Source organism: Burkholderia sp. Bp9012, from assembly GCF_003853825.1.
Taxonomy (GTDB): Bacteria; Pseudomonadota; Gammaproteobacteria; order Burkholderiales; family Burkholderiaceae; genus Burkholderia; species Burkholderia diffusa.
On record NZ_QTQA01000031.1, the window covers coordinates 22,574 to 45,616 of the forward strand.

At 62.9% G+C, this 23,043-nt stretch carries 19 protein-coding genes; 8 read left to right on the plus strand and 11 right to left on the minus strand.

All coding sequences use genetic code 11. From position 1 onward, the window contains the following. Positions 1-83: 83 nt before the first annotated feature. Complete coding sequence (locus DIE11_RS30890) at positions 84-797, plus strand: dienelactone hydrolase family protein (protein WP_124629259.1); 714 nt, start codon at positions 84-86, stop codon at positions 795-797. A gap of 352 nt (positions 798-1,149) precedes the next feature. On the opposite strand, the gene DIE11_RS30895 is transcribed toward DIE11_RS30890, so the two are convergent. Together DIE11_RS30895 and DIE11_RS30900 are read right to left on the minus strand one after the other, a co-directional pair. Then, positions 1,150-2,091, minus strand: coding sequence for a LysR family transcriptional regulator (locus tag DIE11_RS30895; protein WP_124629261.1), 942 nt, complete (start codon positions 2,089-2,091; stop codon positions 1,150-1,152). A 225-nt stretch (positions 2,092-2,316) separates the two neighbouring features. Continuing rightward, positions 2,317-3,606: an adenylosuccinate synthase gene (locus DIE11_RS30900; RefSeq protein ID WP_124629263.1), complete on the minus strand. Its 1,290-nt coding sequence runs from the start codon at positions 3,604-3,606 to the stop codon at positions 2,317-2,319. A 140-nt stretch (positions 3,607-3,746) separates the two neighbouring features. On the opposite strand from DIE11_RS30900, the gene gcvA reads away from it, so the two are divergent. Then, complete coding sequence (gcvA, locus tag DIE11_RS30905; protein WP_124629265.1) at positions 3,747-4,649, plus strand: transcriptional regulator GcvA; 903 nt, start codon at positions 3,747-3,749, stop codon at positions 4,647-4,649. Between the two features lie 368 nt (positions 4,650-5,017). Here gcvA and DIE11_RS30910 read toward each other — a convergent pair whose 3' ends face one another. Then, a complete protein-coding gene (locus DIE11_RS30910) occupies positions 5,018-5,344 on the minus strand; it encodes a hypothetical protein (protein WP_044848822.1) in 327 nt (108 codons plus the stop codon). Positions 5,345-7,870: 2,526 nt separating this feature from the next. Between DIE11_RS30910 and DIE11_RS30915 the strand changes: the two genes are divergently transcribed. Then, positions 7,871-9,187 (plus strand): replication initiation protein, encoded by a 1,317-nt coding sequence (locus tag DIE11_RS30915; RefSeq protein WP_059682318.1) that lies wholly within the window; start codon positions 7,871-7,873, stop codon positions 9,185-9,187. A 94-nt stretch (positions 9,188-9,281) separates the two neighbouring features. On the opposite strand, the gene DIE11_RS30920 is transcribed toward DIE11_RS30915, so the two are convergent. Together DIE11_RS30920 and DIE11_RS30925 are read right to left on the minus strand one after the other, a co-directional pair. Further along, a complete protein-coding gene (locus DIE11_RS30920) occupies positions 9,282-10,310 on the minus strand; it encodes a ParB/RepB/Spo0J family partition protein (RefSeq protein WP_124629267.1) in 1,029 nt (342 codons plus the stop codon). Further along, positions 10,303-10,998, minus strand: a complete 696-nt coding sequence (locus tag DIE11_RS30925; protein WP_006759638.1) for a ParA family protein — start codon at positions 10,996-10,998, stop codon at positions 10,303-10,305. The genes DIE11_RS30920 and DIE11_RS30925 overlap by 8 nt, the downstream gene beginning before the upstream one ends. 376 nt (positions 10,999-11,374) lie before the next feature. Between DIE11_RS30925 and DIE11_RS30930 the strand changes: the two genes are divergently transcribed. Further along, positions 11,375-11,659, plus strand: a complete 285-nt coding sequence (locus tag DIE11_RS30930; RefSeq protein WP_124629269.1) for a hypothetical protein — start codon at positions 11,375-11,377, stop codon at positions 11,657-11,659. A 1,129-nt stretch (positions 11,660-12,788) separates the two neighbouring features. On the opposite strand, the gene DIE11_RS30935 is transcribed toward DIE11_RS30930, so the two are convergent. Then, positions 12,789-13,910, minus strand: a complete 1,122-nt coding sequence (locus DIE11_RS30935) for an MBL fold metallo-hydrolase (RefSeq protein ID WP_124629272.1) — start codon at positions 13,908-13,910, stop codon at positions 12,789-12,791. Positions 13,911-13,994: 84 nt separating this feature from the next. On the opposite strand from DIE11_RS30935, the gene DIE11_RS30940 reads away from it, so the two are divergent. The 4 genes from DIE11_RS30940 to DIE11_RS30955 all read left to right on the plus strand — a co-directional run bounded on the left by DIE11_RS30940 (position 13,995) and on the right by DIE11_RS30955 (position 18,678). Then, positions 13,995-14,630 carry a TetR/AcrR family transcriptional regulator gene (locus DIE11_RS30940; RefSeq protein WP_059600777.1) on the plus strand — a complete coding sequence of 212 codons (636 nt, stop codon included), beginning with the start codon at positions 13,995-13,997 and terminating at the stop codon, positions 14,628-14,630. 211 nt (positions 14,631-14,841) lie between these two features. Further along, a complete protein-coding gene (locus DIE11_RS30945) occupies positions 14,842-15,333 on the plus strand; it encodes a flavodoxin family protein (RefSeq protein WP_124629274.1) in 492 nt (163 codons plus the stop codon). 841 nt (positions 15,334-16,174) lie between these two features. Beyond that, positions 16,175-16,831: a ProQ/FinO family protein gene (locus DIE11_RS30950; RefSeq protein WP_124629324.1), complete on the plus strand. Its 657-nt coding sequence runs from the start codon at positions 16,175-16,177 to the stop codon at positions 16,829-16,831. Between the two features lie 785 nt (positions 16,832-17,616). Next, positions 17,617-18,678, plus strand: a complete 1,062-nt coding sequence (locus tag DIE11_RS30955; protein WP_124629276.1) for a DMT family transporter — start codon at positions 17,617-17,619, stop codon at positions 18,676-18,678. 129 nt (positions 18,679-18,807) lie between these two features. Here DIE11_RS30955 and DIE11_RS30960 read toward each other — a convergent pair whose 3' ends face one another. The 5 genes from DIE11_RS30960 to DIE11_RS30980 form a co-directional block, all read right to left on the minus strand. Next, positions 18,808-19,173, minus strand: coding sequence for a bleomycin resistance protein (locus DIE11_RS30960; protein ID WP_124629326.1), 366 nt, complete (start codon positions 19,171-19,173; stop codon positions 18,808-18,810). Between the two features lie 118 nt (positions 19,174-19,291). After that, entirely contained in the window at positions 19,292-19,882 is a 591-nt protein-coding gene (locus tag DIE11_RS30965) for a nitrogen fixation protein NifQ (protein ID WP_124629278.1), read from the minus strand. Positions 19,883-19,967: 85 nt separating this feature from the next. After that, positions 19,968-20,393, minus strand: a complete 426-nt coding sequence (locus DIE11_RS30970) for a molybdopterin-binding protein (RefSeq protein WP_124629280.1) — start codon at positions 20,391-20,393, stop codon at positions 19,968-19,970. Positions 20,394-20,573: 180 nt separating this feature from the next. Further along, complete coding sequence (locus DIE11_RS30975) at positions 20,574-22,073, minus strand: efflux transporter outer membrane subunit (RefSeq protein ID WP_124629282.1); 1,500 nt, start codon at positions 22,071-22,073, stop codon at positions 20,574-20,576. After that, a complete protein-coding gene (locus DIE11_RS30980) occupies positions 22,070-23,041 on the minus strand; it encodes an HlyD family secretion protein (RefSeq protein WP_124629284.1) in 972 nt (323 codons plus the stop codon). Before DIE11_RS30980 ends, DIE11_RS30975 begins: the two co-directional genes overlap by 4 nt. Positions 23,042-23,043 lie beyond the last annotated feature (2 nt).

Below are 23,043 nucleotides of genomic sequence, written 5' to 3' on the forward strand. Positions count from 1 at the left end.
AAGCCTCGAGTCACCCGGGCATACCTCACTCGCTGGCCGACCCGATGCCGCACTCATCGCATTTTTCGAAAAGGAGCGGTTTCATGTCTCAAACATCCGGTTCCATGATCACGTTTCGCCGCCCCGACGGCCAGGAACTGCAGGGCTACCTCGCGACGCCGGAAAAGACCGAAGGCGCACCCGCGGTCGTCGTCATCCAGGAGTGGTGGGGCCTGAACGACCAGATCCGCGGCGTTGCCGATCGCCTCGCGCGCTGCGGCTACTTCGCGCTCGTGCCCGACCTGTATCGCGGCAAGTCGACGGTCGAGGAGGAAGAAGCGCACCACCTTATGACCGGCCTCGATTTCGGCGACGCCGCGTCGCAGGACATTCCCGGCGCAGTGCAATACCTGAAGACGCGCGCGTCACGCGTGGCGGTCACCGGCTTCTGCATGGGCGGCGCACTCACACTGCTGTCGCTGCAGTTCGCCGATGTCGATGCCGGCGTCACGTGGTACGGCTTCCCTCCGCTTGACTACCTCGATCCGTCGAAGATCAAGGTGCCGCTGATGGGTCACTGGGGTACCCAGGATGCGTTCTTCGCGATCGACCAGGTCGATGCGCTGGAGAAGAAGCTGACCGACGCGAAGGTCGGTATCGAATTCCACCGCTATCTCGCCCATCACGCGTTCGCGAACGAAACGGCCGTCGGCCCCGGCCGCATCGGCGGCACGCAGTTCGATCCGGTGTGGTCGCAGATCGCGTGGGACCGCACGCTGACGTTCTTCGGGCGCACGCTCTGGGGCCAGCAGCAGTAATACCGCAGCAGGCACCTGCCGCTGACGGGTAACGATCCTCATGAAGCGAAACGCCACGGACTTGCAGCCGTGGCGTTGTCGTTTTATGGGATGAATTTCTTATGCGACCGTCTCGCGCATCACGGGTTCGACACCGAAGCACGCACGACGGAATGCGAGTGGCACGGCCGGCTCCGGACTGGGGTTCTCATAAACGCGCGAGTCGATCGACGCATCCAATCGAAGACGTCATGCCGCAGTGCCGTCATCATCAAGTTCGGTATGCAAAATATCCTGCACGGCTGAACGTCGATTCACGGACGACGTTGCAAGTGCCGAGTCATTCGACCCGAAACTCGTTGTTCGCCTCCGCTCACGACTCGCAGGAACCGCGCAGCGCGGCCTCGTCGGCGGCCAGCATTTCGGGCACGCATTCCCGCAGGAAATCGACGAACGTCCGGATCTTCGCGTCGAGGTACTGGCGCGACGCATACAGCGTGTAGACCGTCAGCTTCTGCAGCCGGTACTCGGGCAACACGCGAACCAGCGCGCCGCTCGCCAGGGCGGGCACCGCACTCGACATCGGCAATGAGCCGATCCCGAGGCCGGCGCGCAGCGCGGCGCCGAGCGCATCGGCGATGTTCACCTGGAAGTCCGGCAGCGGCAGCTCGAATGTCTCGCGACCGTCGGGGCCGTCGAGGTGCCAGCGGTCGCGTGGAAAGATCGGCGTGACGATCTGCAGGCACGAATGCGCTTCGAGATCGCGCACGGTGCGCGGCGTGCCGCGCTCCTTCAGGTACGCGGGCGACGCGCACAGCACGCTGTGAACATCGCCGAGCCGCTGCGACACCAGGCCCGAGTCGGGCAGCTCCGTCGCGCTCAGCTGCAGCGACACGTCGTAACCTTCGTCGATGATGTCTGGCACGTGCTGCGACAGCGTAAGTTCGACCGCCACCGACGGATAGCGCTGCCGGTATCGCACCACCGCGGGCACCACGTAGGCCTGGCCGAAACTTGTGGTCGCGTGCACATGCAGGCGCCCCGACGGCTTCGCCTGCGCGTCGGCCGCCTCGGCTTCCGCTTCGTCGATATAGCCGAGGATGCGCTGGCAGCGGTCGAGATAGCGCTGTCCGGCGTCGGTCAATGCGATGCGACGCGTGCTCCGGTTGAGCAGACGCGTGCGCAGATGCGTTTCGAGTTGCGCGACCGAACGAGAAGCATAGGCGGTGGTGATGTCCAGGCGCTGGGCCGCGCTCGTGAAGCTGCCCTCCTCCGCCACCCGGACGAAAATGCGCATCATCTGTAACGTGTCCATCGACATGTCCCCGGGATTGAAATCGCTTCGCGGCGGCGCCCGCCCCGGCACAGCCCGGTCTGGCGCGAATTGTGCGGAACAGTACCGCAGCGGTGCAGGCGTGTCCAGTTTGCCGTGCGCCGCTCCGGCGGGCCCTCGCTCACGCGGCAACCGCTGCCGGCATCGGATCGATGCAGGCCGCACGGCGGCGGCCTGCCGCGCACGCATTGCACGTGCGCGTCGCGCTCAGCCCTGCTCGAAGGGGTTGCTCAGCACGATCGTGTCGTCTCGCTCGGCGCCGGTCGTGATCATCGACACGGGCACGCCTGCGATCGCCTCGACGCGCGCGATGAAATCCTGTGCGGCATGCGGCAACACCGCGCGTTCGCGTACCCCCTTCACGGTGCCGTCCCACCCGGCGAACGTTTCGTAGACGGGCGTTGCGCGCGCCTGCGCATCGAGGCTCGCGGGCAGATGGTCGACACGTGCGCCGTCAAGTTCGTAGCCGACGCACAGCTGGATCGACCTGACGCCGTCGAGTACGTCGAGCTTGGTGAGCGCGAGCGAATCGATACCCGAAATCCGGACGGCCTGCCGCAACTGCGCGGCATCGAGCCATCCGCAGCGGCGCGGCCGGCCGGTGTTGACGCCGAACTCCTGCCCGCGCGCGCGCAGCGTTTCGCCGGTGGCGTCGGTCAGTTCGGTGAGGAACGGGCCGCCGCCGACGCGCGTCGCGTACGCCTTGGTTACGCCCAGCACGTGGCCGAGTTTCGACGCGCCGAGCCCTGTGCCGGCCGCCGCGGCCGATGCAACGGTGCCCGACGACGTCACGAACGGATAGGTGCCCCAGTCGATGTCGAGCATCACGGCCTGCGAGCCCTCGAACAAGATGCGTTCGCCGCGGTCGTTCGCGTCGTTGAGGTCGGCCCACACGGGACGCACGAACGGGAGGATCTTCGGCGCGATGTCGACCAGCGTTGCCAGCATCGCGTCGCGCGAGCACGGCTCGATCCCCAGGCCGCGGAACCATGCATTGTGGTGATCGACCAGCACGTCGAGCTTGTCGGCAAGCCGGCCCGGCTCGGCCAGATCCGCGACCCGCAGCCCGCGGCGCCCAACCTTGTCCTCGTAAGCTGGCCCGATCCCGCGCAGCGTGGTGCCAATGGGTTCGCGCCGCAGACGCTCCTGCGCCTGGTCGATCGCACGGTGAATCGGCAGGACCAGCGTGGCGTTCTCCGCGATCGACAGATTGTCCGGCGTCACCGACAGCCCGAGTTGGGCCATCCGCCCGATCTCGTCCAGCAGCGCTTCCGGATCGAGCGCCACGCCGTTGCCGATCACGCCGCGCTTGCCACGCACAATCCCGCTCGGCAGCAGCGCGAGCTTGTAGGTCTTGTTGCCGACGACCAGCGTATGGCCCGCGTTGTGGCCGCCGTTGTAGCGTGCGACGAGATCGGCCTGCGCCGCCAGCCAGTCCACGACGCGCCCCTTGCCTTCGTCACCCCATTGGGCGCCCACCACCACCACGTTCGGCATGCACCATACTCCATGTGAGAAATCCAGACATCCGTTTCGGCCGCATCGGCCGTTCATGTGCCATATTGGCGGACTAGGATCACCCGATCAAACGATTAAATCTGAGCAGTCGTGTGAGTAAATTTCACGCGAAACGATGCATGGCCCGACGACTCCCTCCATTGAATTCGCTGCGCGCCTTCGAAGCCGCGGCCCGCCTCGGCAGTTTCACGCTCGCCGCCGACGAGCTGTGCGTGACGCATGGCGCGATCAGCCGGCATGTTCAGCAACTCGAGGCATGGCTTGGCCGACCGCTGTTCGAGCGGCACAACCGGCGCGTCGAACTGACTGACGCCGGTCGCGTATACCTTGCCGAGGTCGGTGCATCGTTCGACCGGATCGCGCTCGCCACCGCGCAGCATTTCGGCCAGGGGCAGCAGCGCGTGCTGCGCGTCAGCGCGCCCGCGACGTTTTCGCTGCGCTGGCTCGTGCCCAAGCTGTCGTCGTTCCAGGTTGCGCATCCGGCCATCGAGGTGCGGCTGTCAACGTCAAACGAGCCGATCGAGAAGTTGCGTGACAAGGTCGACCTGATCGTCCGCGGCGGCCCGCAGGCGATCGACGGATATGTTGCCGAGGAGTTTCTGTCCGAAATCCGGCTGCCCGTATGCGCGCCGAAGCTGCTCGAGGGCCGGCCGTTGCGTACGCCGGCCGATCTCGCCGGCTTCACGCTGCTGCACGCGGCGACGTACCCCGGTATGTGGCCCGAGTGGCTCGCGGCGGCCGGGCACGCGAATCTGGTGCCGCGGCATTCGCTCACGCTCGAGCATTTCTATCTGACGCTGCAGGGCGCGCTCGACGGCCTCGGTGTCGCAATGGGGCCGATCGCGCTTGTCGCGGACGACATCGCCGAAGGCCGGCTGGTGCGGCCGTTCAGCGAACCGGCATTGCCGCCGTGGCGCTATTTCACTTACGTGGCGACTGCGCGCGCGGAAGACGAAGCCGTGCGGGCCTTCAAGGACTGGTTAAAAGCGACTGGGAACGCGACGGTGGAAGCGCGGCGCTGACCAAGTCGATATGTCGGCGACCAGTCGTTGCGCCACGCGCACCGTCTCAATTGGTGCGGGTTTCGTGTGCCTTTGCGCGGAGCCGTATTGCTTGTGCATGTTCGCTTTTCGTCTCGTTATTCATCCAGCGATCTGTTGTATTCCGTAGGATTCCTCTTAGACTGAACAAGCAGAATGGCGCGTGTCGTTCACGGAGAGCAGGAAGATTCAACGCATCGAGATGGCATTCATCTCACCGAGAAACGAAGGATACCGAATCAATTGACTCGGATGTCACACCTTCACGATGACCGGTCGCGCATCGCGTTTCAGCAGCATAAACGACAAACCCCGGTTCGCACCGGGGTTTGTCTCGTGGGGGGGAACGCTTATTGGCTTGCGCCAGCGGCTTCGCCCGCCTTCTTCTCAGCGTTCTGCAGATTCTGCGGATAGTTCGGATCGTTGGCCGCCGGCTTGTAACCAGCGTCTTCGAGTTTCTTCAGCTCGGCGTTGTTCTTCGCGCGCGCTGCCTTGTGTTCGGCTTTGCGTTTTGCCCGAGCTGCCTTGCGTGCTTCACGCTTCGCGGCTTTCGCATCCGATGCGGCGGATGCGGCCGGTGCGCTGGCGTCGGTCTGCGCGAACACCGGAGCGGCCGAGCCGAAGAGGAACGCTGCTGCTGTAGCAGCCAGCGTCAGTTTTTTGATCTGGATTCGCATCGCTGAACTCTCTTTTCTGATTGGTCACGGAGTGAAAGCACATCGAGATACCGCCCCTGCCCCTGGTCGGTCTTAATGTCGCGGTCAGGGCCTTTGCATCATAACCGCGTTGCAAAAAATGTGGCGCCATCATGCGTGCATTCTTGGGGATACACGTATGGGAGACGTCGTATCGGCACGTATCCCGCGCCCGCCCGATCCGCGTTTTGCAGGGGCCACGACGACGCATCGCGCTCGGGAATCACTCAGCATGCACGACCGCGGCAACCGCGTGGCGAAGCGGATCGTTCCACCGATACGGTGCAGATTGCCGATGAGGATGAGATCGATTTCGGTGATGCATGCACTCGCACGACGCCGACTGTTTCACCTGTGGAATCTGCTGCTCGTGCAATGCGATCGTCGCCCCATGAGCGGGATAGACGACGAAATCGCGAACCTGTGCGCCATGTTGTGACTCGCTCCCGCGCGAACGACGGTTCCTCCCATAAACGACCACGATTCATTCTGCACCGAGCCTGTCGCATTCCCCCGCATGTCGCACGCATGGCTACCTGTTCGATTCTATTCGTCACCAGATGTGGGAGATGACGTTTGCAGGTAGAGGCGACCTTCGCCGCGCAAGGTGAACTCTTCGATCGGCATTCGTTCACGATTGCGCACGAGCATCACGCGAGCGGTCGCCTGTGCGAATGCGTGGCGCTTGGCATCGTACTGACGTCACGAAGCGTCTCGAGCTTGTACGGCAAGGACGGCGACACGTCCAGCGCGAGGCGCATTCGTCACAGCTTTTCCATTGTGCGGCCGCATCTGGTGCGGAGGCGTCGCGCGCACGGTTTGTTAATCCGACGGACATCTTGAAGGTGAGCTTTTACAGGACGGGGCAACTTCCAGCGGTGAGAATTTTCGGGATTCGAGTGCGGATCCGATGAAGATGAGCCATGTTGATGGCGCCAGCCTCACGTTCGAGGCAGTTGCCAGGATCGTCGTGATCAAGCGGCTGCGGTCAGCGTCTCGCTCGGCACAGCGATGCGATTCTGGTCGCGTCGATCGGAACGCTGTACCAATTCCGATACTGACCCAAAGGTAGAAAACCGCGATGCAGAATGAATGGGACGAGAGCCAGCCAATTTCGTCTGTGCGCGCGCGATCGACTGGAAAGTGACAGGCAGGTCAACACGTGACAGCCGAAGACTTTTCTGCGGAAGCCTCGGCGCTGACGAAAAAAAAACGGCCTGAGAATGAATTCCGGCGATTTTTCACCGCCGTGACGGAAACTCGCGGTGCTTCTGTGTCGAGCGGGGCTGCCGTCGTCTGCGGGTAATCCCTGACGGAAAACGGACCGCTGCCTGCATTTTTCAATCCCATAGGTGGGAACCTATGTCCCGAAAACACCAATTCCCTCCCATAAGTTTCTACGTTTGAGCATTTGTTAGTAGGTACTCACCTTCATTGGAAGCCTTGTCAGGGCCTGGAACGCTTGCAAAATGAGGCAGATATCGAGGGATCCACAGGCCTTGCGTCAGGATTGCTGTGCTTGTCGAGCCTCACGGGTTCGCTTGGGTAGCGGTTTATGGGGGTTGTTTTTCTGCACAGGCGCACGTGTGTTTACATCTTTGATAAACAACGTTTACATCTTTAACTACTTTTAGACGGCTCACAGCCTTGTCTGGTAAGGGTTTGACAGGGGTTCGGTACCCATTTATGGGGGCACAGGCGGAAGAATATGGGGTTTCAGGTCTGTGGATTTGGGGAATCGGGTACCGCGCTGTGGGAAATGGGGGTTGTGGATATGGGGCACGCGTAGTCAGCTATGGGAATCGGGCCCAAAAACGCCTCAGGTAGCCATCTATGGGGGAATCTATAGGTGCCCGTTTATGGTGCCCTCTTGCTTGTTCGTCTAGGGTGCCGCGCACAGCATTTCATATTGGGTTGCCGGTTATGGGATGGATTCCAGGTAGCAGGTTATGGGTGCCGGCGTGGACAGAGTGATCTCGTTCTGCTTGTTCCTGAGGAACCGGGGTCCCATAAACAGGATCAGGCCCGCGGATAGGTCACCATCTGTGGGGAAATCTTAAGGTAGTCATTTATGGGAGGTATTTCCGCCTGCCCGCCACAGATGAAGACAAAACGCCAAGCTGGCGGATCTTGATAGGTACCTATCCATGGGACGTGCTAAAGGTAGCGTTTTATGGGAGATCGCAGACCGTGTTGCAGGGCACCACGAATCGGGTCCGCACATCCAGTTCCACCGGATTATTTCCCATGAATGGGTACCTTCAGTAGGGCAAGTCCCGTGCCGGATTCTGGCGACAGCCAACACAGGTAGCAGGTTTTGGGAGCTGTTTTTGGTGGAAAGGTATATGGATATGGGGTTTCGCACAAATCGTGAAAATGGAATTTTTCATTTTGAGACAATGCTTTATCGGCGATAGTGAAAGTGATACTGGAGATGAAGGCGTTGCTCGATGGCTCGAAAAGGTATAAAGTCCGCCATCAATACGGTCACCTTCTCCGGACATCACGATGCCGCGCAAGCCCGCAATCAAAGGCTCCGACAAGCAGGTTTCGCTATTTCAGACGCCCGAGCCCCCCGATCTGCTGCGCAAGGCGGTCCAGGCAATTCATATCGCTCCGAAGTCCGGAAAAATCGGTCTGCAGCAGCGCAAGATGTTCAGCTCGCTGATCAAAAACGCCCTTCGTCAGGAAGCGTTCGAGCCCGGCCGGACGAGCTTTTCGATCTCGATCGCCGCGCTGTCGCACGAGAGCGGGTTGAACAGCAACAACACGAAGTATGTGAAGGACACGGTCAACTCGCTGATCAGTACCGTCGTCAACTGGGACTACCTTGCCGCCGACCGCTCGACGGTGTGGAAGGCGTCAGGCCTGCTCGCCGGCGCCGAGCTCGAGCAATCGGTGCTGAAGTACAGCTTCTCCGACCAGATTCGCAGCGAGCTGCTCAATCCGGAAATCTACGCGCTCATCGATATGCGGATCGCGCGCGAGTTTCGGCGCTCGCACTCGCTTGCCCTTTGGGAAAACACGGTGCGCTACGAGGGGATCGGCATCACGGCAAAAATTCCACTGCCGAAATTCCGTGATCTCATTCTCGGTCAGGACAAGGCGTCGCAGTCTTATAAGGAGTACAAGCTCTTCAAGAGCAAGGTCCTGGTGCCGTGCATTCAGGAGGTGAACGAAGTTTCCGACCACACGCTCGAGCTGATCGAACACAAGTCAGGTCGCAGCGTGGAGGCCGTCCAGTTCAAGGTGACGCGCAAGCAGAGCGCGGATACGGTCGAGGAAGGCGACGTCAAGAACGAAGCACTCGTCGACGAGGTCGCCAAGTTCGGCATCCCGCGTTCGGAAGCGCGTCGGTTGATTACGCAGTACGGTGTGCAGCGCATCAAGGCGGCGATCGCCTATACGCTCAATCGGACTACGAAAAAGAATGCAGCGCCGGTCGACAACGTGGCCGCGTATTTCCGCAAGGCGCTGACGCACGGCTATACGCTGGCCGATGGACAGGGGACCGAGACGGCCGCGCCGGCAAAGGAATCCGGGCAGAGCAAGCAGGAACAGATTCGCGACAAGTACCTGGCCGCGAAGGTCGACGAAGCCGGCGCGTATTTCCGCGAGCTGGAGATCGACGACCAGACCAAGCTGATCGAGCGCTACAACGAAACGGTGGCCGGCTCGAAGGATCTCACGCTGTCGCCGAAGAAGAAGGCGAGCAAGCTGGCGCAAACCAGCTTCTTCCGGTGGCTGGCGCTCGACACCTGGGGCGAACCGACCTCGGACGATTTGCTGGAATTCCTGCTGAAAAGCAGCCTCGCGACCAACTGATCAAGGCCTCGCAGCCTGGCATGCACCGTGCACCGGGCTTCATCCGGCGCGCGGCGCCATGCAGGTGCGAGGCCTTTGCTTTGGGCGCCTTCTTTTACTTTTGCGCGGCTACCGCCAGTTCGGCGACGTATGCATCGATCACGGTCTTGAGCCGGTCGGCCAGCGCTTCCTGATGGGACGCATCGACTCCCTTCAGTTGCAGATCCAGACGCCCGTCCGGATAGGTTTTCAGCTGACCGATCGCGCGTGATTCGAGCGCGAAATCGTGTCGAACGCTGTAACGCGTGCGCCCCGTCTTCTTGTTGCCGTCGCTCTGTGCGCGCAGGAAATTCTCGAGGTCGCGCACCGACTTTTTACGGTCGATCACCGCCGTGAGCAGACGATCGGCAGCGGGTTCGCCCAGGCGCTCGAAAATCAGTTTCAGGAAGTACGCGGCCTGCAACCCGACCACATCGTTCGCGCTGGCCATCCGTTCGAGCAGCGTGTTCGGCAGTGCGTTCAGCGATAGTGTCTTGCTGATCGATGCCTTGTCCTTGCCGATCTTCTCCGCGAGCGTGTTCTGGTCGGGGAAGACCTTTTCGTCGAGGAGACGCTTCCATGCGACTGCATCGTCGAAGATGGTCTGGCGTTCGTGGTCATGGTTGGCGCGATACGCGATCGTGTACAACTGCTCGGGTGTGTGGTCCGTGCGAAACGTCGCGTTGATCGTTTCGTCGCCGTTGATGCTCGTCGCGCGCAAGCGGCGTTGCCCGTCGATCACGACGAGCTTGCCGGGAAACTCCGGGAGACGCGTGACCTTGATCGGCTCGATCTGTCCTTCCCGCTTCAACGTCAAAGCGAGCTCGTGCAGGCTCGACTCGGAATAGAACACGCGCGGGTTGAACGGGTTCGGGATGCAGTCCTTGACCGCGACCTTCTGCGGCGCGCCCAGGTCGAGCGCGTCGGAGGCGGCGGCGGTCGGGGCGACGGGGGGTGTGGCTTCGGCGGCGGGATTCGACGCGGGCGTCGGCTCCGGCAGGCGCGTTTCCAGTGCCGCGTTTTCCTGTGCGAGCCCACGCAGCAAGCCGGCTGCGAGATGCAGGTTGCCGGTCGGTTTCTTCTCTTTCGATGTGTCCTTAGCCATGAGCGGCTCCGGTAGCGCGCGTCGACGCGATGTATTGGGCCATTTCGGTGACCAGTCTCTCGATTTCCGCGCGGGCTTCCTTCAGCCCCTTCAGGTATCGATTGTGATGATGGATTGTGGTGCCGAGGGCGAACGTCTGCCGGTAGACCTCGCGCTGCGCGATCTGGCTGTCGAGCAGATGCTCCCCTATTTCTTCAGCCCTTAGAATTTTTAAAATTTCTTCTCGCATTTTAGTTTTTCCATTGACGCTATTCAGCATCAATGCGGAAGACAAATTCGGGTTACGAACGGCACGCATCGATTCGATCATGCGAATCATCGCGACGGTGCTATACAGGTCGGCCGGCGACGGAGACAGCGGCACGAGGCAGAAATCGGCGACCTCGAGCACGGACGCAATGCGTGGGTCTTCGAGGTTGCCCGGGCAGTCGACGACGATCACATCGAAATTTGCATCCTGCTTCTTGATCTCGCCGCCGATGCCCCGGCCGGCGGGGGCCAACGACAGAACCGTCATCGGGAGCGTATTTTCGCCGCTCGTCACCCATCTGACTGATGTGCCTTGAGGGTCGGCATCGATCAAGGCGACCTTGTTGCCACCCGCCTCGAAGGCAGCAGCGATATTGACGGAGATGGTGGTCTTTCCAGTACCACCTTTTTGATTACTGACGGCGATCTTGAAAGCCATTAAATTCCCTCCTAGGAGTTTTTCGTAATATATGCACTTATTGTTGGAAAGTCCAGAAAGTGCCATATGAAAAGGGAAATTTTCTTATAGATGTTGTTGTCACGTGACAAGTACGTCAAATGGCAAGCAAGTATTTGTGATTTGAAAGTGGGTGAAAAATAAAAATAGATGGCATTGCATTCGAGACGGAAGGTGCTGATGAAGTGCTGAGGACTTGAGTGCTGGTGGCAACCAGAGGTCACAGTGCTGATTCCCGAATGTGTCTCGCGACCGGTGGGAATTCTGCCGTAGTTTGGCATTCAACTTGTGGCCCTCGGCGGCGTCGGGATCCAAAGTTGTCACGTGACAAGTCGAATTTGGCTGGCTCGGATCTCAAATGGTGCTCGACGGCAGGCATGCCGATGCGACGCGCGCTGATAATTCCGGTGTTTTTTTCCTCGCTCCTCATTACGGCGGTCTGTGTTCAGATATGACGGCTGGTGCTGGTGCTGGTGCTGGTGCTGGTGCTGGTGACTGCTGCGTGTTGTTACGTGACAACCCGGCAAGGCGTTGCTTCTGGACACATATCGTCAGTCTCGGCGCACCCACTGTAGAAGTCGCGGGCGTGAAGAAGTTCATGGGATATATGGGTTGGTCGTGTTCGATTGGGCCACGTCACTGACGCGAAAGCGATCGGGTTGTTGTCACGTGACAACCGTTGCGGATGGGCGCCGAAAGGATCGACTCGACATCGACGCGGCATCGTCAGTGACGAAGTACGAGGAGGTGATTGGCTAGCCGGGGATAAGTGAGTGATCTATGTTGGTCGGGCCAGTTGATGTCTTCTCTAGACACGCCCGAGCGCGCAAGCTTTCAGCCCACGATGGCACACTAATTCCACACGCATGATGTGTCCCCAATAAACGGAGCCGATCAGCATCTACAGGCAACGATGATGAGATAGTGGAGGGGTAGGGCAGAGTCTTATCGTGTGGGGCCATCGATCCGATGATCGAGAGTATCGGCGTCGCGTCACACATTCTTGATGGGCTTTTTGAGCGCGAATTCCTGCGCGTCGCCGAGGGGAAATGGCGGAAATCAGCAGGGCGTGAAACAATTCTTCTAAATGGGTGTCTGTGTGGAAACCCTTGCCTAGCAATGGGTTGCGCTACTTTCTTCATGTTGTTTCACGCAAAATGAGCATCGACGACGGTTGAAATGGGGGCGCATGAACCCGGGGCGCGCTATTGGGTCTAGATAATGACGGCTGAAGCAATGACGTATCAATTGAAACGTGTTTTGTGATAAATGATACGTTTCTCGGAAGGACGCGCCGTTCGATCGATCTGCGGGGATCTAAGACATCGCGCGGAACAGGCCAGCAGGGGATTCAATAGGTGGAGTGAGTTCGTCATCGCTAGTTGTCACGTGACAACGCGCGGCGCCGTCGGCGCCGCATTGCAAACCTGTATGTGACGGGAGAAATCGAAGCGGGCGCCTCGTCCCAACGGCGGCGTTGAGCGAAGACGGATTCTACAGACGGCCTCGGATGGCAGATTCCGATGGGCTTGGCCTGTATCTATCACTGTGCAGATGGAGCGGGCATTTGCAGACTTTGCGTCAAGAAGGTGAAGCACATCGCCACAATTGGTTCGACCGTGTATATCTCGGCCTTCGCCGGATGTCTGCTGTCGGGGGCGAATGTTCATCGTCGCCGACGATCGACCAAAGAGTCCGTTGCCAAGCCGTATATCACCAGGAAAATTCACCGCCGCGGCGTTCTCGTCCAGAAACCGCCGCGCCCAGCGAACCTACTTCGTCGCCTGCCATACGCACAGCTGCTGCCACCAGCGCGTCTTCGTTGCTGGAGTCTTTGCTGGCTCATCGACCGTTCGCCACCAACGTTCGCCGCGATGCGGCGCATTCAAATCGAGTCGCTCGCCCATCTTGGGTGTCGACAACTCGACCCCGCGTACCATGGCCAACGCGGTGACGCGCTCAAACGGCTCTTGCCAACGGTGCATCGCGAGATCGAACGTGCCGTTGTGAATCGGCATCAGCGTGCGACCGCGCAGGTCGATGTGCGCTTGCACGGTTTCTTCCGGCTGCATGTGCACGTAGGGCCATTGTGGGTCGTATGCCCCGGTCTCGATCAGCGTCACGTCGAAGGGCCCAAGCCGTTCGCCGATAGTCCGGAAACCGTCGAAGTAGCCGGTGTCGCCGCTGAAGAACACCCGCAAATCGTCGTCGACGATGACCCACGACGCCCACAGCGTGCTGTTGCCGTCAAACAGGCTGCGTCCGGAGAAGTGCTGTGCCGGTGTCGCGGTCAGCGTCAGACCATCGACGTCGACACTTTGCCACCAGTCGATCTGGCGTACCTTTTTCGCGTCGATACCCCATTCGATCAGCCGGTCGCCGACGCCCAACGTGGTAACGAACACGCCAGTGGTGGCTGCCAGTGCGAGCACCGTTTCACGGTCGAGGTGATCGTAGTGATCATGCGACAGGAGCACGCCACGCAACGGCGGGAGGTCCACGAGCGCGATCGGCGGCGCATGAAAGCGCTTGGGGCCGATGCGCCGGAACGGCGATGCGCGTTCGGCAAATACAGGATCGGTCAGCCAGAATTCGCCGCGCAGTTTCAACAGCAGTGTTGAATGCCCTAGCCGATACAGGCTGCGGTCGGGGGCCGCGCCGAGTTGTTCGCGAGTCAGTGAATCGATGGGCAATGCGCCTGTCGGAACCGTGTTGCGTGGCTTGTTGACCAGCATGTTCCATGCGATGCCAAGTGTTTTGCCGAAGCCTTCGGCCGGTGCAACGTTGCTGAAGCGTTCGCCGTTGTGCTGCGGCGACTCGCCGGACAGTGTGCGGCCACGCCTGGCGGCGGCGAAACCCAGTACGCGATGAAGAAATACGAGAGGCGAAGCCATGTCGATTCGTCCGGAAAATAAAGTACACCGAGCAGTGTAGTTTATCCCTGGGAAAAGTAAACTCAGGGGTGTAAAATTTTTTGAATGGATACGAGCACTTCTCCTCAACGGCTGACCGACCGAAAGCGTGCGGCAATACTCGCCGCGGCGATCGAGGAATTCCTTGCGGCTGGCTATGACGGGACCAGCATGGATCGCATCGCAGCGCGCGCGGACGTGTCGAAGCGCACCGTCTACAACCATTTCCCGGGCAAGGAAGCATTGTTCGCGGCGATCCTGAATCAGCTGTGGGACGCGACGCTGAGCGCCGGCGCGCCGGCCTACTGCGCCGACGTCCCACTGCGCGATCAACTGCTCGCGCTGCTGGGCCGCAAGTTGCGGTTGCTGAATGACGAAGCATTTCTTGCACTTGCCCGCGTCGCGATCGGTGCGGCTATCCATTCGCCGGAACGCGCGCGCGACATGGTCGAACGCATGGGCGAGCGCGAAGAAGACGTGACGGTCTGGATTCGTGCAGCCGCGGCGGCTGGCCGGTTGTCGGTGACCGATGCCGTTTTCGCCGCGCATCAACTGCACGGGATCGTGAAAGCGTTCGCGTTCTGGCCGCAAGTGACGATGGGCCAGCCGCCGCTCGGCGCGCAGGAACAACAGAAGGTCGCGGAAACGGCTGCCGACATGTTTCTTGCGTACTACTCGCGCGCAGACCACGCCGGTGTGTAAGGTACCGGGCGGGATTGACCGCGCGTCGTGCGGAGCGCGAAGCGGAGCAATTGCGTCGATATATGCAAGGCGAGTCTCATCCTCTGCCTCGAGGAAAGCGCCATTCGACAACCAGCGGACGCAGGCACTGATACGGACGTCGACGTAGCCGGATTGAGCCGTACCGGCGCGTGCGGCAGGCGCAAATGAAACCGAACGTGAGCGAAAACCGATGAAGACGCTGTTGATCGTCTATCACACGATGACCGGAGGCACGCAGCAGATGGCCGAAGCGGCCGCGGATGCCGCGCGCGAGCAACCCGGCGTCGACGTCAGATTGCAGCGTGCGGATGCGACCAGAGCGGACGACGTACTCGCCGCCGACGCTTATCTGTTCGCTACGCCGGAAAATCTCGCCGCGATGTCCGGGCTGATGAAGGACTTCTTCGATCGCTGTTACTACGCTGCGCTCGATCGCGTGAACGGCCGCCCCTATGCGGCGATGATCTGTGCTGGCAGCGACGGTCAGAACGCGCTGCGCCAGATCGACCGGATCGCGACCGGATGGCGGCTCAGGAATGTGGTGCCGGGCCTGATCGTCTGCACCCATGCGCAAACGCCGGAGCGGATCCTCGCGCCGAAGACGATTGGCAGCGAGGATCTCGCGCGCTGCGCGGAGGTCGGCGCGGGGCTCGCTGCGGGTCTTGCACTCGGCGTGTTCTGATTACCGGCGATCAAGCCAGCCGAAGCGGAGCCGCGGCCGCGCGCAACGACCGGAGCGCGACGCCTGCCCTGCTGCGCCCGATTGCAGCGAATTCCGGCGACGCGCGATTTTCGCGAGACACCGCTCGTGCGAATTGCATCCTCGTTTGCGGCAGCGGCACCATGGAATGTCGATGCCCTAGTTGGCCTTTGTCGACACTGGCGGCTGATGGTATTCGGGCCACAGGCTTTTCACGAGATCGCGTGAAGCGCCATACGCATGGCAACTGTCGAGCCAGCCCATACTGCTCACTTTCCGATGCCGTCGTACGCTCGACGATCGATGCGGGCGCAACTAATGGCGTGGCGGCAGAGATCGATGCACACTCGCCACGCCGCACGGATCGTATGCGAAAGCCCGGTCTTCTGGACGATGCGAGTCGGCAGAATTTGGCGTCTTCGCTATCCGTACCATCGCTCGCCATTTCGGACTGTGGAGTAACCGATGAGTCGCGTGACCGGCGCACTGAAGCCGAGAGTACCGGAAACGACACTACGTAACGCGAGTGTCGATCTACCGAGAAAACGCCGCCATAATGCGCAACACGACCGCGCGGACGCATTCTCGTTCCCCCGGATCCGTCAAATGCGAACCGGTGAGTCAACCGGCGGCCGCGGGTACCGGTATACTTCCACTCCTGCCTTTGTCCGGCATCGTGGCCGGGTGCCTGAAACAGTGGTGGTGGCGATGCGGCCCCGCAATGATCCGCGTCGGTGGCAGACGCGCCGCAGGCGATGCGGCGAACGCCGATGTGCGGAATGGCTGCACGAACCACACCTTATATTCCTGGTGGATTGAATTTATGGGTTTTGAACAACTTGCCGAATTGCGGGCGCAGCTCGCAGCAAAGGCCAAGCAGGAGCGCAACGCGAAGCGACCGGCTACGCAACCGGACGCAGGCGCGAAGCCGAAATCCGGCGACCGGCCAGCTCGGGGGGCCAAATCGGGTGCCGGGGCGAAAGCGTCGTCCGGCGCGAAGCCCGCTTCGGCGAAGCCGTCGACGCCGGTCGATCCGGTCATCGTCGCGATCGGCAAACTGCAGCGCCGGTTCCCGCGCGCGTTCCCGAAGAATCCGGCTCCGAAGGTGCCGCTGAAGGTCGGTATCTGGGACGACCTCGCTCGCGAGGCGCAAGCCGTCGGCCTGAGCGAGGCCGAGCTGCGCGAGGCGATGTCCACGTGGTGCCGCGGCAATCGTTACTGGTCGTGTCTCGTCGAAGACGCGGTGCGGGTCGATCTGCAAGGTAACGAAGCGGGGCGCGTGACGCACGACGACGCGGCGCGTGCGCGCCGGCTGAAGTCGCGCCGTCCGGGCAACAAGGGTGGCGCTCAAGCGGCGAAGGGCGCACCGCAGCAGCCGAAGGTGGATGCGCAGGCCGCCGCCGCGCCGCAGCAGGCGACCGCGGAAGCACCGGAAGACGCAGCACCGCAGCCCGAGCAGCAAACGGCCGCGAGCGAGTAACGCGCGATGTGTCGCCGCGCGACCGCGCGGTGACGGCCTGCCTGCGCCGCGCATGCAGCGCATCACATGACAGACCGACCTGTCCTCCGGGGCAGGTCGGGACTGCCGCCGCTGGCGGCACAGCCAGTCAGCCTCACCCAATCCTCATCGAACTGCCAAGTGACCCGACGACGAAAGCGTGTCGGCGGACGCCGTGTGCGCAAGCTATCTGTCACACCGGGCAAGCATGGCGAGGCGACGGGATATCGATCAGGGGCGGCGTGCATCATGAATACGCGGTGGCGCCGCAACCCGGCGAACGTTGCGTAGACGGGCGTCGCGCGCGGCTGCGCATCGATGCTTGCGGACAGACGGCCGACGCGTGTGTCATCGTGTTGGTGACCCACGCCCATCCACTCGTGTTTCATCACAATAATTCGTTTTCCTAATGTAAATGGATTCCAGGTGAAAACCGGATTCGCCCCTACGCGAATTTCCCACACGTGAGCCGCTGTCAAACGTGAAGTGCGGCCGTATTCGACAGACCACGGGGTGATGTCCGGACGCACCGCACGGTCGCCCGTCCGTCAGTTGGCGACCCGTGACACACGCGCGATAATCTCCCCAGCGCGAATCGTCGGGCCGACACGTTACCGGCAACGCATGACGCGACAGATACATCAAAGCCAGCGCAACTCGCCCGACATTCCCCGAAATTGAATGGCACCTGGCGAACCGTACGCGCCACTGCATCACACGAAGCTTGCCGATTCCATACGCACAACGCTCCACGCAAAGACCGCATCATGAACCCGAGACATTCCGCGATCCTCGTCGCACTCACCGCCGCCGCGCTGTTCGGCGCCGCGACGCCGCTAGCCAAGGCACTGATCGGCGCGATGTCGCCGTTCATGGTCGCCGGCCTGTTCTATCTCGGCAGCGGGATCGGTCTCGGCGTCGGGATCCTGCTGCGCGGGTTGCACCGCCGCCGCGCGCCGGCCGAGAACGCCGCGCCGCTGCAACGCTCGGATCTGCCGTGGCTCGCCGGCGCGATCGCGGCCGGAGGCGTCGCGGGCCCGGCGCTGCTGATGCTCGGGCTGTCGAGCACACCGGCTGCGACGAGTTCGTTACTGCTCAATCTCGAAGGCGTGCTGACGGCGGTCATCGCGTGGGTCGTGTTTCGCGAGAACGTGGATCTTCAGGTGTTTCTCGGCATGGTAGCGATCGTCGCCGGCGGCACGCTGCTGTCGTGGGGCCCGGGGCGCGCGGGCGTGCCGATTGGCGCGTTGCTGATTGCCGGCGCATGCCTGTGCTGGGCGATCGACAACAACCTGACCCGCAAGGTCGCCGCGAATGATGCGATGGTCATCGCGTGCGCGAAAGGCCTGGTCGCCGGGCCCGTGAACATCGGCATCGCGCTCGCGACCGGCGCGGCGCTGCCCGCCATTCCGGCCGCGGCCGCCGCGATGCTGACCGGCCTCGGCGGCTACGGGATCAGTCTCGTGTTGTTCGTCGTGGCGCTGCGCCATCTCGGCAGCGCGCGCACGGGTGCGTATTTTTCGGTGGCGCCGCTGTTCGGCGTCGTGCTGTCGTTGCTGATCTGGCCGGCTCTGCCGTCCGTCACGTTCTGGATCGCGGCCGCGCTGATGGCGCTCGGCATCTGGCTGCACGTGCGTGAACGGCACGAACACGAGCACGCGCATGAACGACTCGAGCATACGCACCGGCATCAGCACGACGAACATCATCAGCACACGCACGATTTTCCGTACGATGGCGATGCACCGCACACGCATCCGCACGTGCACCTGCCGATCACGCACAGTCACGCGCATTTCCCGGACATTCACCACCGCCATCGGCACTGATTTGCGCGGCAAAGGAGAATGACGCGCGCTGCGTGCAATGCGCATCGCAAAGGTACCAGTTTATGGGGACGTTATTGGGTGCTCGCGGCGCCGCGTCGGCGTTGCTCGATGCGGCCGGCCGGTCGCGACTCAGTCTTCCGTCTGAATCAATCTGATCAACGACCCGTCCGGGTCGATCAACGCGCCGACGGTACCGCCCCATCCTTCGCGCTTCGGTCGATGCGCGCGTGGCCAGCCGGTCGTCTGCTCCGGAATGCCGGCGGCGAGTACCTCGTCGAAAGACGCACCGACGTCAGCGAGCCGGAAACAGCAACTGAACCAGCTCGTGGCCGGATCGAGACCGGGATGCGGGAAGAATTCCAGCAGCAGATCGCCGCGTCTGAGGATCATCCAGCCATCGTCGCGCCAGGTTTCGACGAACCCGAGCTTCGCGTAGAACAGCGACGTGGCTTCGAAATCGCGCGACGGCAGATTGGGACTCGCAAAGTCGGTCAAGGCGGTTTCTCCAATGAGCGTTGCGGTCGAACGAACGCGCGGGACAACGTGCCGACGGATGGCGCGCATCATCGGTCAAACGATGCGCTCCGGCAAGCCGTGCAGGCCGCGGTCGCGATTATCGTCCCGGGGGAAAGCAGAATTCGAAATCCTCGCAGCCCGGGCATCCGGGCGCGGGCCCGGGCTGGAGGCCAAGCGATGCGGCCACTTCCTGGGCGAGGAATTTCTTCCAGCGCAGCTGCGCGACATTGCGTGCGGCAAACGCGGGGAAATAGCGATCGAGCATCGCGGTGACCGCGTCGCGTCCGTCAAGACCAAGATCGCGCCACAGGTGATCGGGGCGCAGGCACGCATGCGCGACGATTGCAGCGACGCAGTCGGCATCGTCGTGCGCGGCGGCGGGATGCGCATCCCGCATCAGCAGCGCGTGCAGCGTCGCGACGAACCGCGCGTGCACGGCCGGCAGCGGTGCGATGGTGAGCACCGGCCCGAACGCGGCCGCATCGGTGGAATTCAGGTGCGGAAACTGGCGCTCAAGCAGGCCGCTCAACCGGGCGGGAGACAGGCCGAGCAGCGCGAGCTCATTGCGGCATGCACGTGCCGCAATGAGCTCACCGAACAGACTTGCATCCGGGGAATCGGCGTCGGCCGCGCCGGACAGCAGCGCTTGCAATATGCGCCGATGCGCATGCTCGAGCGCAGACGTCATCGTATGCGCCTGCAAGCCGGCCGCGCGTTGCTCGCCCCCCGGGCGCGGCGAATGGCGGGACGTCGTTGCACGATCGACCGGGCGATCACTCGACCCCGACGATCACGCTCGACGCCTTGAAGAGCGCGGACGCGGCCTTGCCGCTTGCGAGGCCGAGACGATCGACGCTGTCGTTGGTGACGATCGCGACGATCTCCGCACCACCTGCGGCCTTGATCACGACTTCCGAATTGACCGCGCCCTTCGCGATCGACGACACGGTGCCCGCGACACAGTTTCGCGCCGACACCTTGCTGCTGTCGACGTCGACCATCACGATCACCGACGATGCCTTGACGAGCGCGAAGGCCTTCGCGCCGGCCGCGAGACCGAGCGATGCTACGCTTCCGTGCGTGATCACGGCGACGATGTCGAGGCCGTCCTCGGTACGCAGCGTGATTTCGTCGTTGACGGCACCGGGCTTGACGGCGCTGATCTGGCCGGCGAATTGATTGCGGGCGCTGGTGCGCATGATGACTCTCCGGGAAAGGGCCGCCCGGCGGGCGGCGAGCGAATGGCGGAAACCGCGGACGAGTTTACCGGCAATGCAGGTGAAGCGCGACGTCGGCATCGGCATACTGGACATGCGAAACCGCGCACGATGCTGCGCGACAACAGGCATTTCGTGTACGCCGTGCCGCCCCGCGCGCGCTTACTTTACAGCGGCCGACGCGGCAGCCGGCGCGCTTGCCGCCGAGGTCTGCTGCGCCGCAGCGGCCGTTCCATCGCCTTCCCATCCGCCGCCGAGCGCGAGGAACAACTTCACCTGGTCGGCGGCGACCTGGCCTTCGGCTGCGGCGACCTGTGCACGCACGCTCGTCAGCGTGCGCGTCGCATCGAGATCCGAAATGAACGACTCGCGGCCGGCGGTATACAGCCGGTGCGTTTCGTCAGCGGAACTACGCGCCGATTCGTAGGCCGTGCGCAGCGCATCGGTGCGTTGCACGTCGGCGGCATAGGCCGCGAGGCTCGACTGCGTTTCGCGCAGCGCGTTCAGCACGACGCCGTCGAAGTGCGCGAGCGCGCCGCCGGTCGCCGCTTCCGCTTCGCGCACGCGCGCGCGCTGGCCGTTGATCGGGAACGACCAGCTGATCAGCGGTCCGAACGACCAGCGATTCGTGGTGGAAGAGAACAGGTCGGCGGCGACGCCGACCGAACCGGCGGACGCGCCGATGCTGATCGACGGATACAGCGCGGCGGTCGCGACGCCGATCCGCGCGGTCGAGGCGGCGAGCTGACGCTCGGCTTCGCGAACGTCGGGACGGCGGCGCAGCAGCGCGGCACCGTCACCGATCGGAATCGGCTGGCGCAGCTTCGGCAAGCGCTCGCATTCGGCGACCCGCTTCGGCAGGTCGGCGGGCGAACGCGCGAGCAGCGCGGCGAGCTGGTATTGCGCGATCTTGCGGCGGCCTTCGAAGCGCGGGATGTCGGCCGCGAGCGTGCGCACCTGCGTGACGCCGCGCGTGACGTCGGTCTGGTTGCCGCGTCCCGCATCGCGCAGGCGCTGCGACAGCTTCACGCGCTGCTGCTGCAGTGCGAGCGACTGCTTCGCGATCGCGAGTTCGTCGCCGGCGGAGCACGATTCGACGTACGCACGCACGACGTCCGCGACGACGGTGATGCGCGCGAGGTCGGCGGCCGCTTGCACGGCTTCGCTGTCCGCGCGCGCGGCCTCGACGCCGCGCCGCAGCTTGCCGAACAGATCGAGCTCGTATGACACGCTGATGCCGACCGCGCCTTCGTTCACGACCGGCAGCTTGTTTTCGAGCAGATATTGCTCGGCCGATTCCTGCGCACGCTGCACGGCTGCTTCCGCGCTGCCGGAGAAGCCGCCTTGCTCGTTCGCGACTTCCAGCGCTGCGCGCGAACGCGCGAGGTTGGCCGCGGCGACGCGCAGGTCGGTGTTCGATTTCAGCGCACTGCGCACGAGTTCATCGAGCACGGGATCGTCGTACAGCTGCCACCAGTTGCCGGGCACCGCATCGCGCGACACGAGCGTGCCGTTCGCGTCGTCGAGCGCGTGGTTCGCGAGCGGCGCATTCACGTATGCCTGCTGCGGCAGTTTGTAGTCGGGGCCGACGGATTTGCACGCGCCGAGTGCGAGCGCGAGCGGCGCGAGTGCCGCCGCGAGGCGCAAGCCGTGCCGCTTCATTGCGATGCTCCCGTCGCGCTGACGGCCGCGTGTGCGGATGCCGCAGGCGGCACGGCTGCCGCGGAGGCGCCGGCGGCCGGCTTCGCATTGTCGTCGCGGCGCGTGTGGGTGCGCACCGCGACGGTCGCGGTACGACCGGCGATCATCCGGAAGTCGTCTGGCACCTCGTCGAGCACGACGCGCACCGGCACGCGCTGCGCGAGCCGCACCCAGCTGAATGCGGGGTTCACGTTCGGCAGCAGGTTCGCGCCTTGCGTGCGGTCGCGATCCTCGATCGCGGCGACGATGCTCTGTACATGGCCACGCAGCGGATGCGGCTCGCCCATCACGACGATGTCGACCGGCTGGCCGATTTGGATGCCGCGCAGCTTGGTTTCCTCGAAGTAGCCGTCGACGCGGAACGAGTTGCGGTCGACAACGGACAGCACCGCGCGGCCGGCCGGCACGTATTCGCCGACGCGCGGCGCACGGTCGTTCAGGTAGCCGTCGACGGGGCTCACGATCGTCGTGCGCTGCAGATTGAGCTTCGCGGTGTCGAGCGACACCTGTGCATCGGCGGCGGCGGCTTCGCCCTGCTCGACGCGCGTGCGGCTTTCCTCGACCTGCTCGCTGGCGACCAGGTTGCCGAGCTGCAGGTTGCGCGCATATTCGCGCTTTGCCTGAGCGAGCGTCGCACGGCGTTGCGCGAGCGTCGCCTCGGCCAGCCGCTCCGCGAGCGTGTAGCGGGCCTGGTCGATCACGAACAGCACCTGGCCGCGCTTCACCTCCTGGTTGTCGGCGACCTGCACCGCGGTGATGAGCCCCGACACGTCGGGCGCGACCTGGATCACGTCGGCGCGCACGTGGCCATCGCGTGTCCACGGCGAGAACATGTAGTAGTTGATGATCCGCCACAGTACGAGGGCGGCCACGACGACGACGATCAGGGTGAGCAGGATCTGCCCTGCCGAGAGCCAGGTTTTTTTCATGG

Coding starts and splice junctions, on each gene's coding strand:
- DIE11_RS30900 (WP_124629263.1), bottom strand. CDS start 3,606: ATGCCGAACGTGGTGGTGGTGGGCGCCCAATGGGGTGACGAAGGCAAG.
- DIE11_RS30965 (WP_124629278.1), bottom strand. CDS start 19,882: ATGACGTCTGCGCTCGAGCATGCGCATCGGCGCATATTGCAAGCGCTG.
- DIE11_RS30925 (WP_006759638.1), bottom strand. CDS start 10,998: ATGGCTTTCAAGATCGCCGTCAGTAATCAAAAAGGTGGTACTGGAAAG.
- DIE11_RS30910 (WP_044848822.1), bottom strand. CDS start 5,344: ATGCGAATCCAGATCAAAAAACTGACGCTGGCTGCTACAGCAGCAGCG.
- DIE11_RS30980 (WP_124629284.1), bottom strand. CDS start 23,041: ATGAAAAAAACCTGGCTCTCGGCAGGGCAGATCCTGCTCACCCTGATC.
- DIE11_RS30920 (WP_124629267.1), bottom strand. CDS start 10,310: ATGGCTAAGGACACATCGAAAGAGAAGAAACCGACCGGCAACCTGCAT.
- DIE11_RS30915 (WP_059682318.1), top strand. CDS start 7,871: ATGCCGCGCAAGCCCGCAATCAAAGGCTCCGACAAGCAGGTTTCGCTA.
- DIE11_RS30950 (WP_124629324.1), top strand. CDS start 16,175: ATGGGTTTTGAACAACTTGCCGAATTGCGGGCGCAGCTCGCAGCAAAG.
- DIE11_RS30895 (WP_124629261.1), bottom strand. CDS start 2,091: ATGGACACGTTACAGATGATGCGCATTTTCGTCCGGGTGGCGGAGGAG.
- DIE11_RS30940 (WP_059600777.1), top strand. CDS start 13,995: ATGGATACGAGCACTTCTCCTCAACGGCTGACCGACCGAAAGCGTGCG.
- DIE11_RS30930 (WP_124629269.1), top strand. CDS start 11,375: ATGGTGCTCGACGGCAGGCATGCCGATGCGACGCGCGCTGATAATTCC.
- DIE11_RS30955 (WP_124629276.1), top strand. CDS start 17,617: ATGAACCCGAGACATTCCGCGATCCTCGTCGCACTCACCGCCGCCGCG.
- DIE11_RS30970 (WP_124629280.1), bottom strand. CDS start 20,393: ATGCGCACCAGCGCCCGCAATCAATTCGCCGGCCAGATCAGCGCCGTC.
- gcvA (WP_124629265.1), top strand. CDS start 3,747: ATGGCCCGACGACTCCCTCCATTGAATTCGCTGCGCGCCTTCGAAGCC.
- DIE11_RS30975 (WP_124629282.1), bottom strand. CDS start 22,073: ATGAAGCGGCACGGCTTGCGCCTCGCGGCGGCACTCGCGCCGCTCGCG.
- DIE11_RS30890 (WP_124629259.1), top strand. CDS start 84: ATGTCTCAAACATCCGGTTCCATGATCACGTTTCGCCGCCCCGACGGC.
- DIE11_RS30935 (WP_124629272.1), bottom strand. CDS start 13,910: ATGGCTTCGCCTCTCGTATTTCTTCATCGCGTACTGGGTTTCGCCGCC.
- DIE11_RS30945 (WP_124629274.1), top strand. CDS start 14,842: ATGAAGACGCTGTTGATCGTCTATCACACGATGACCGGAGGCACGCAG.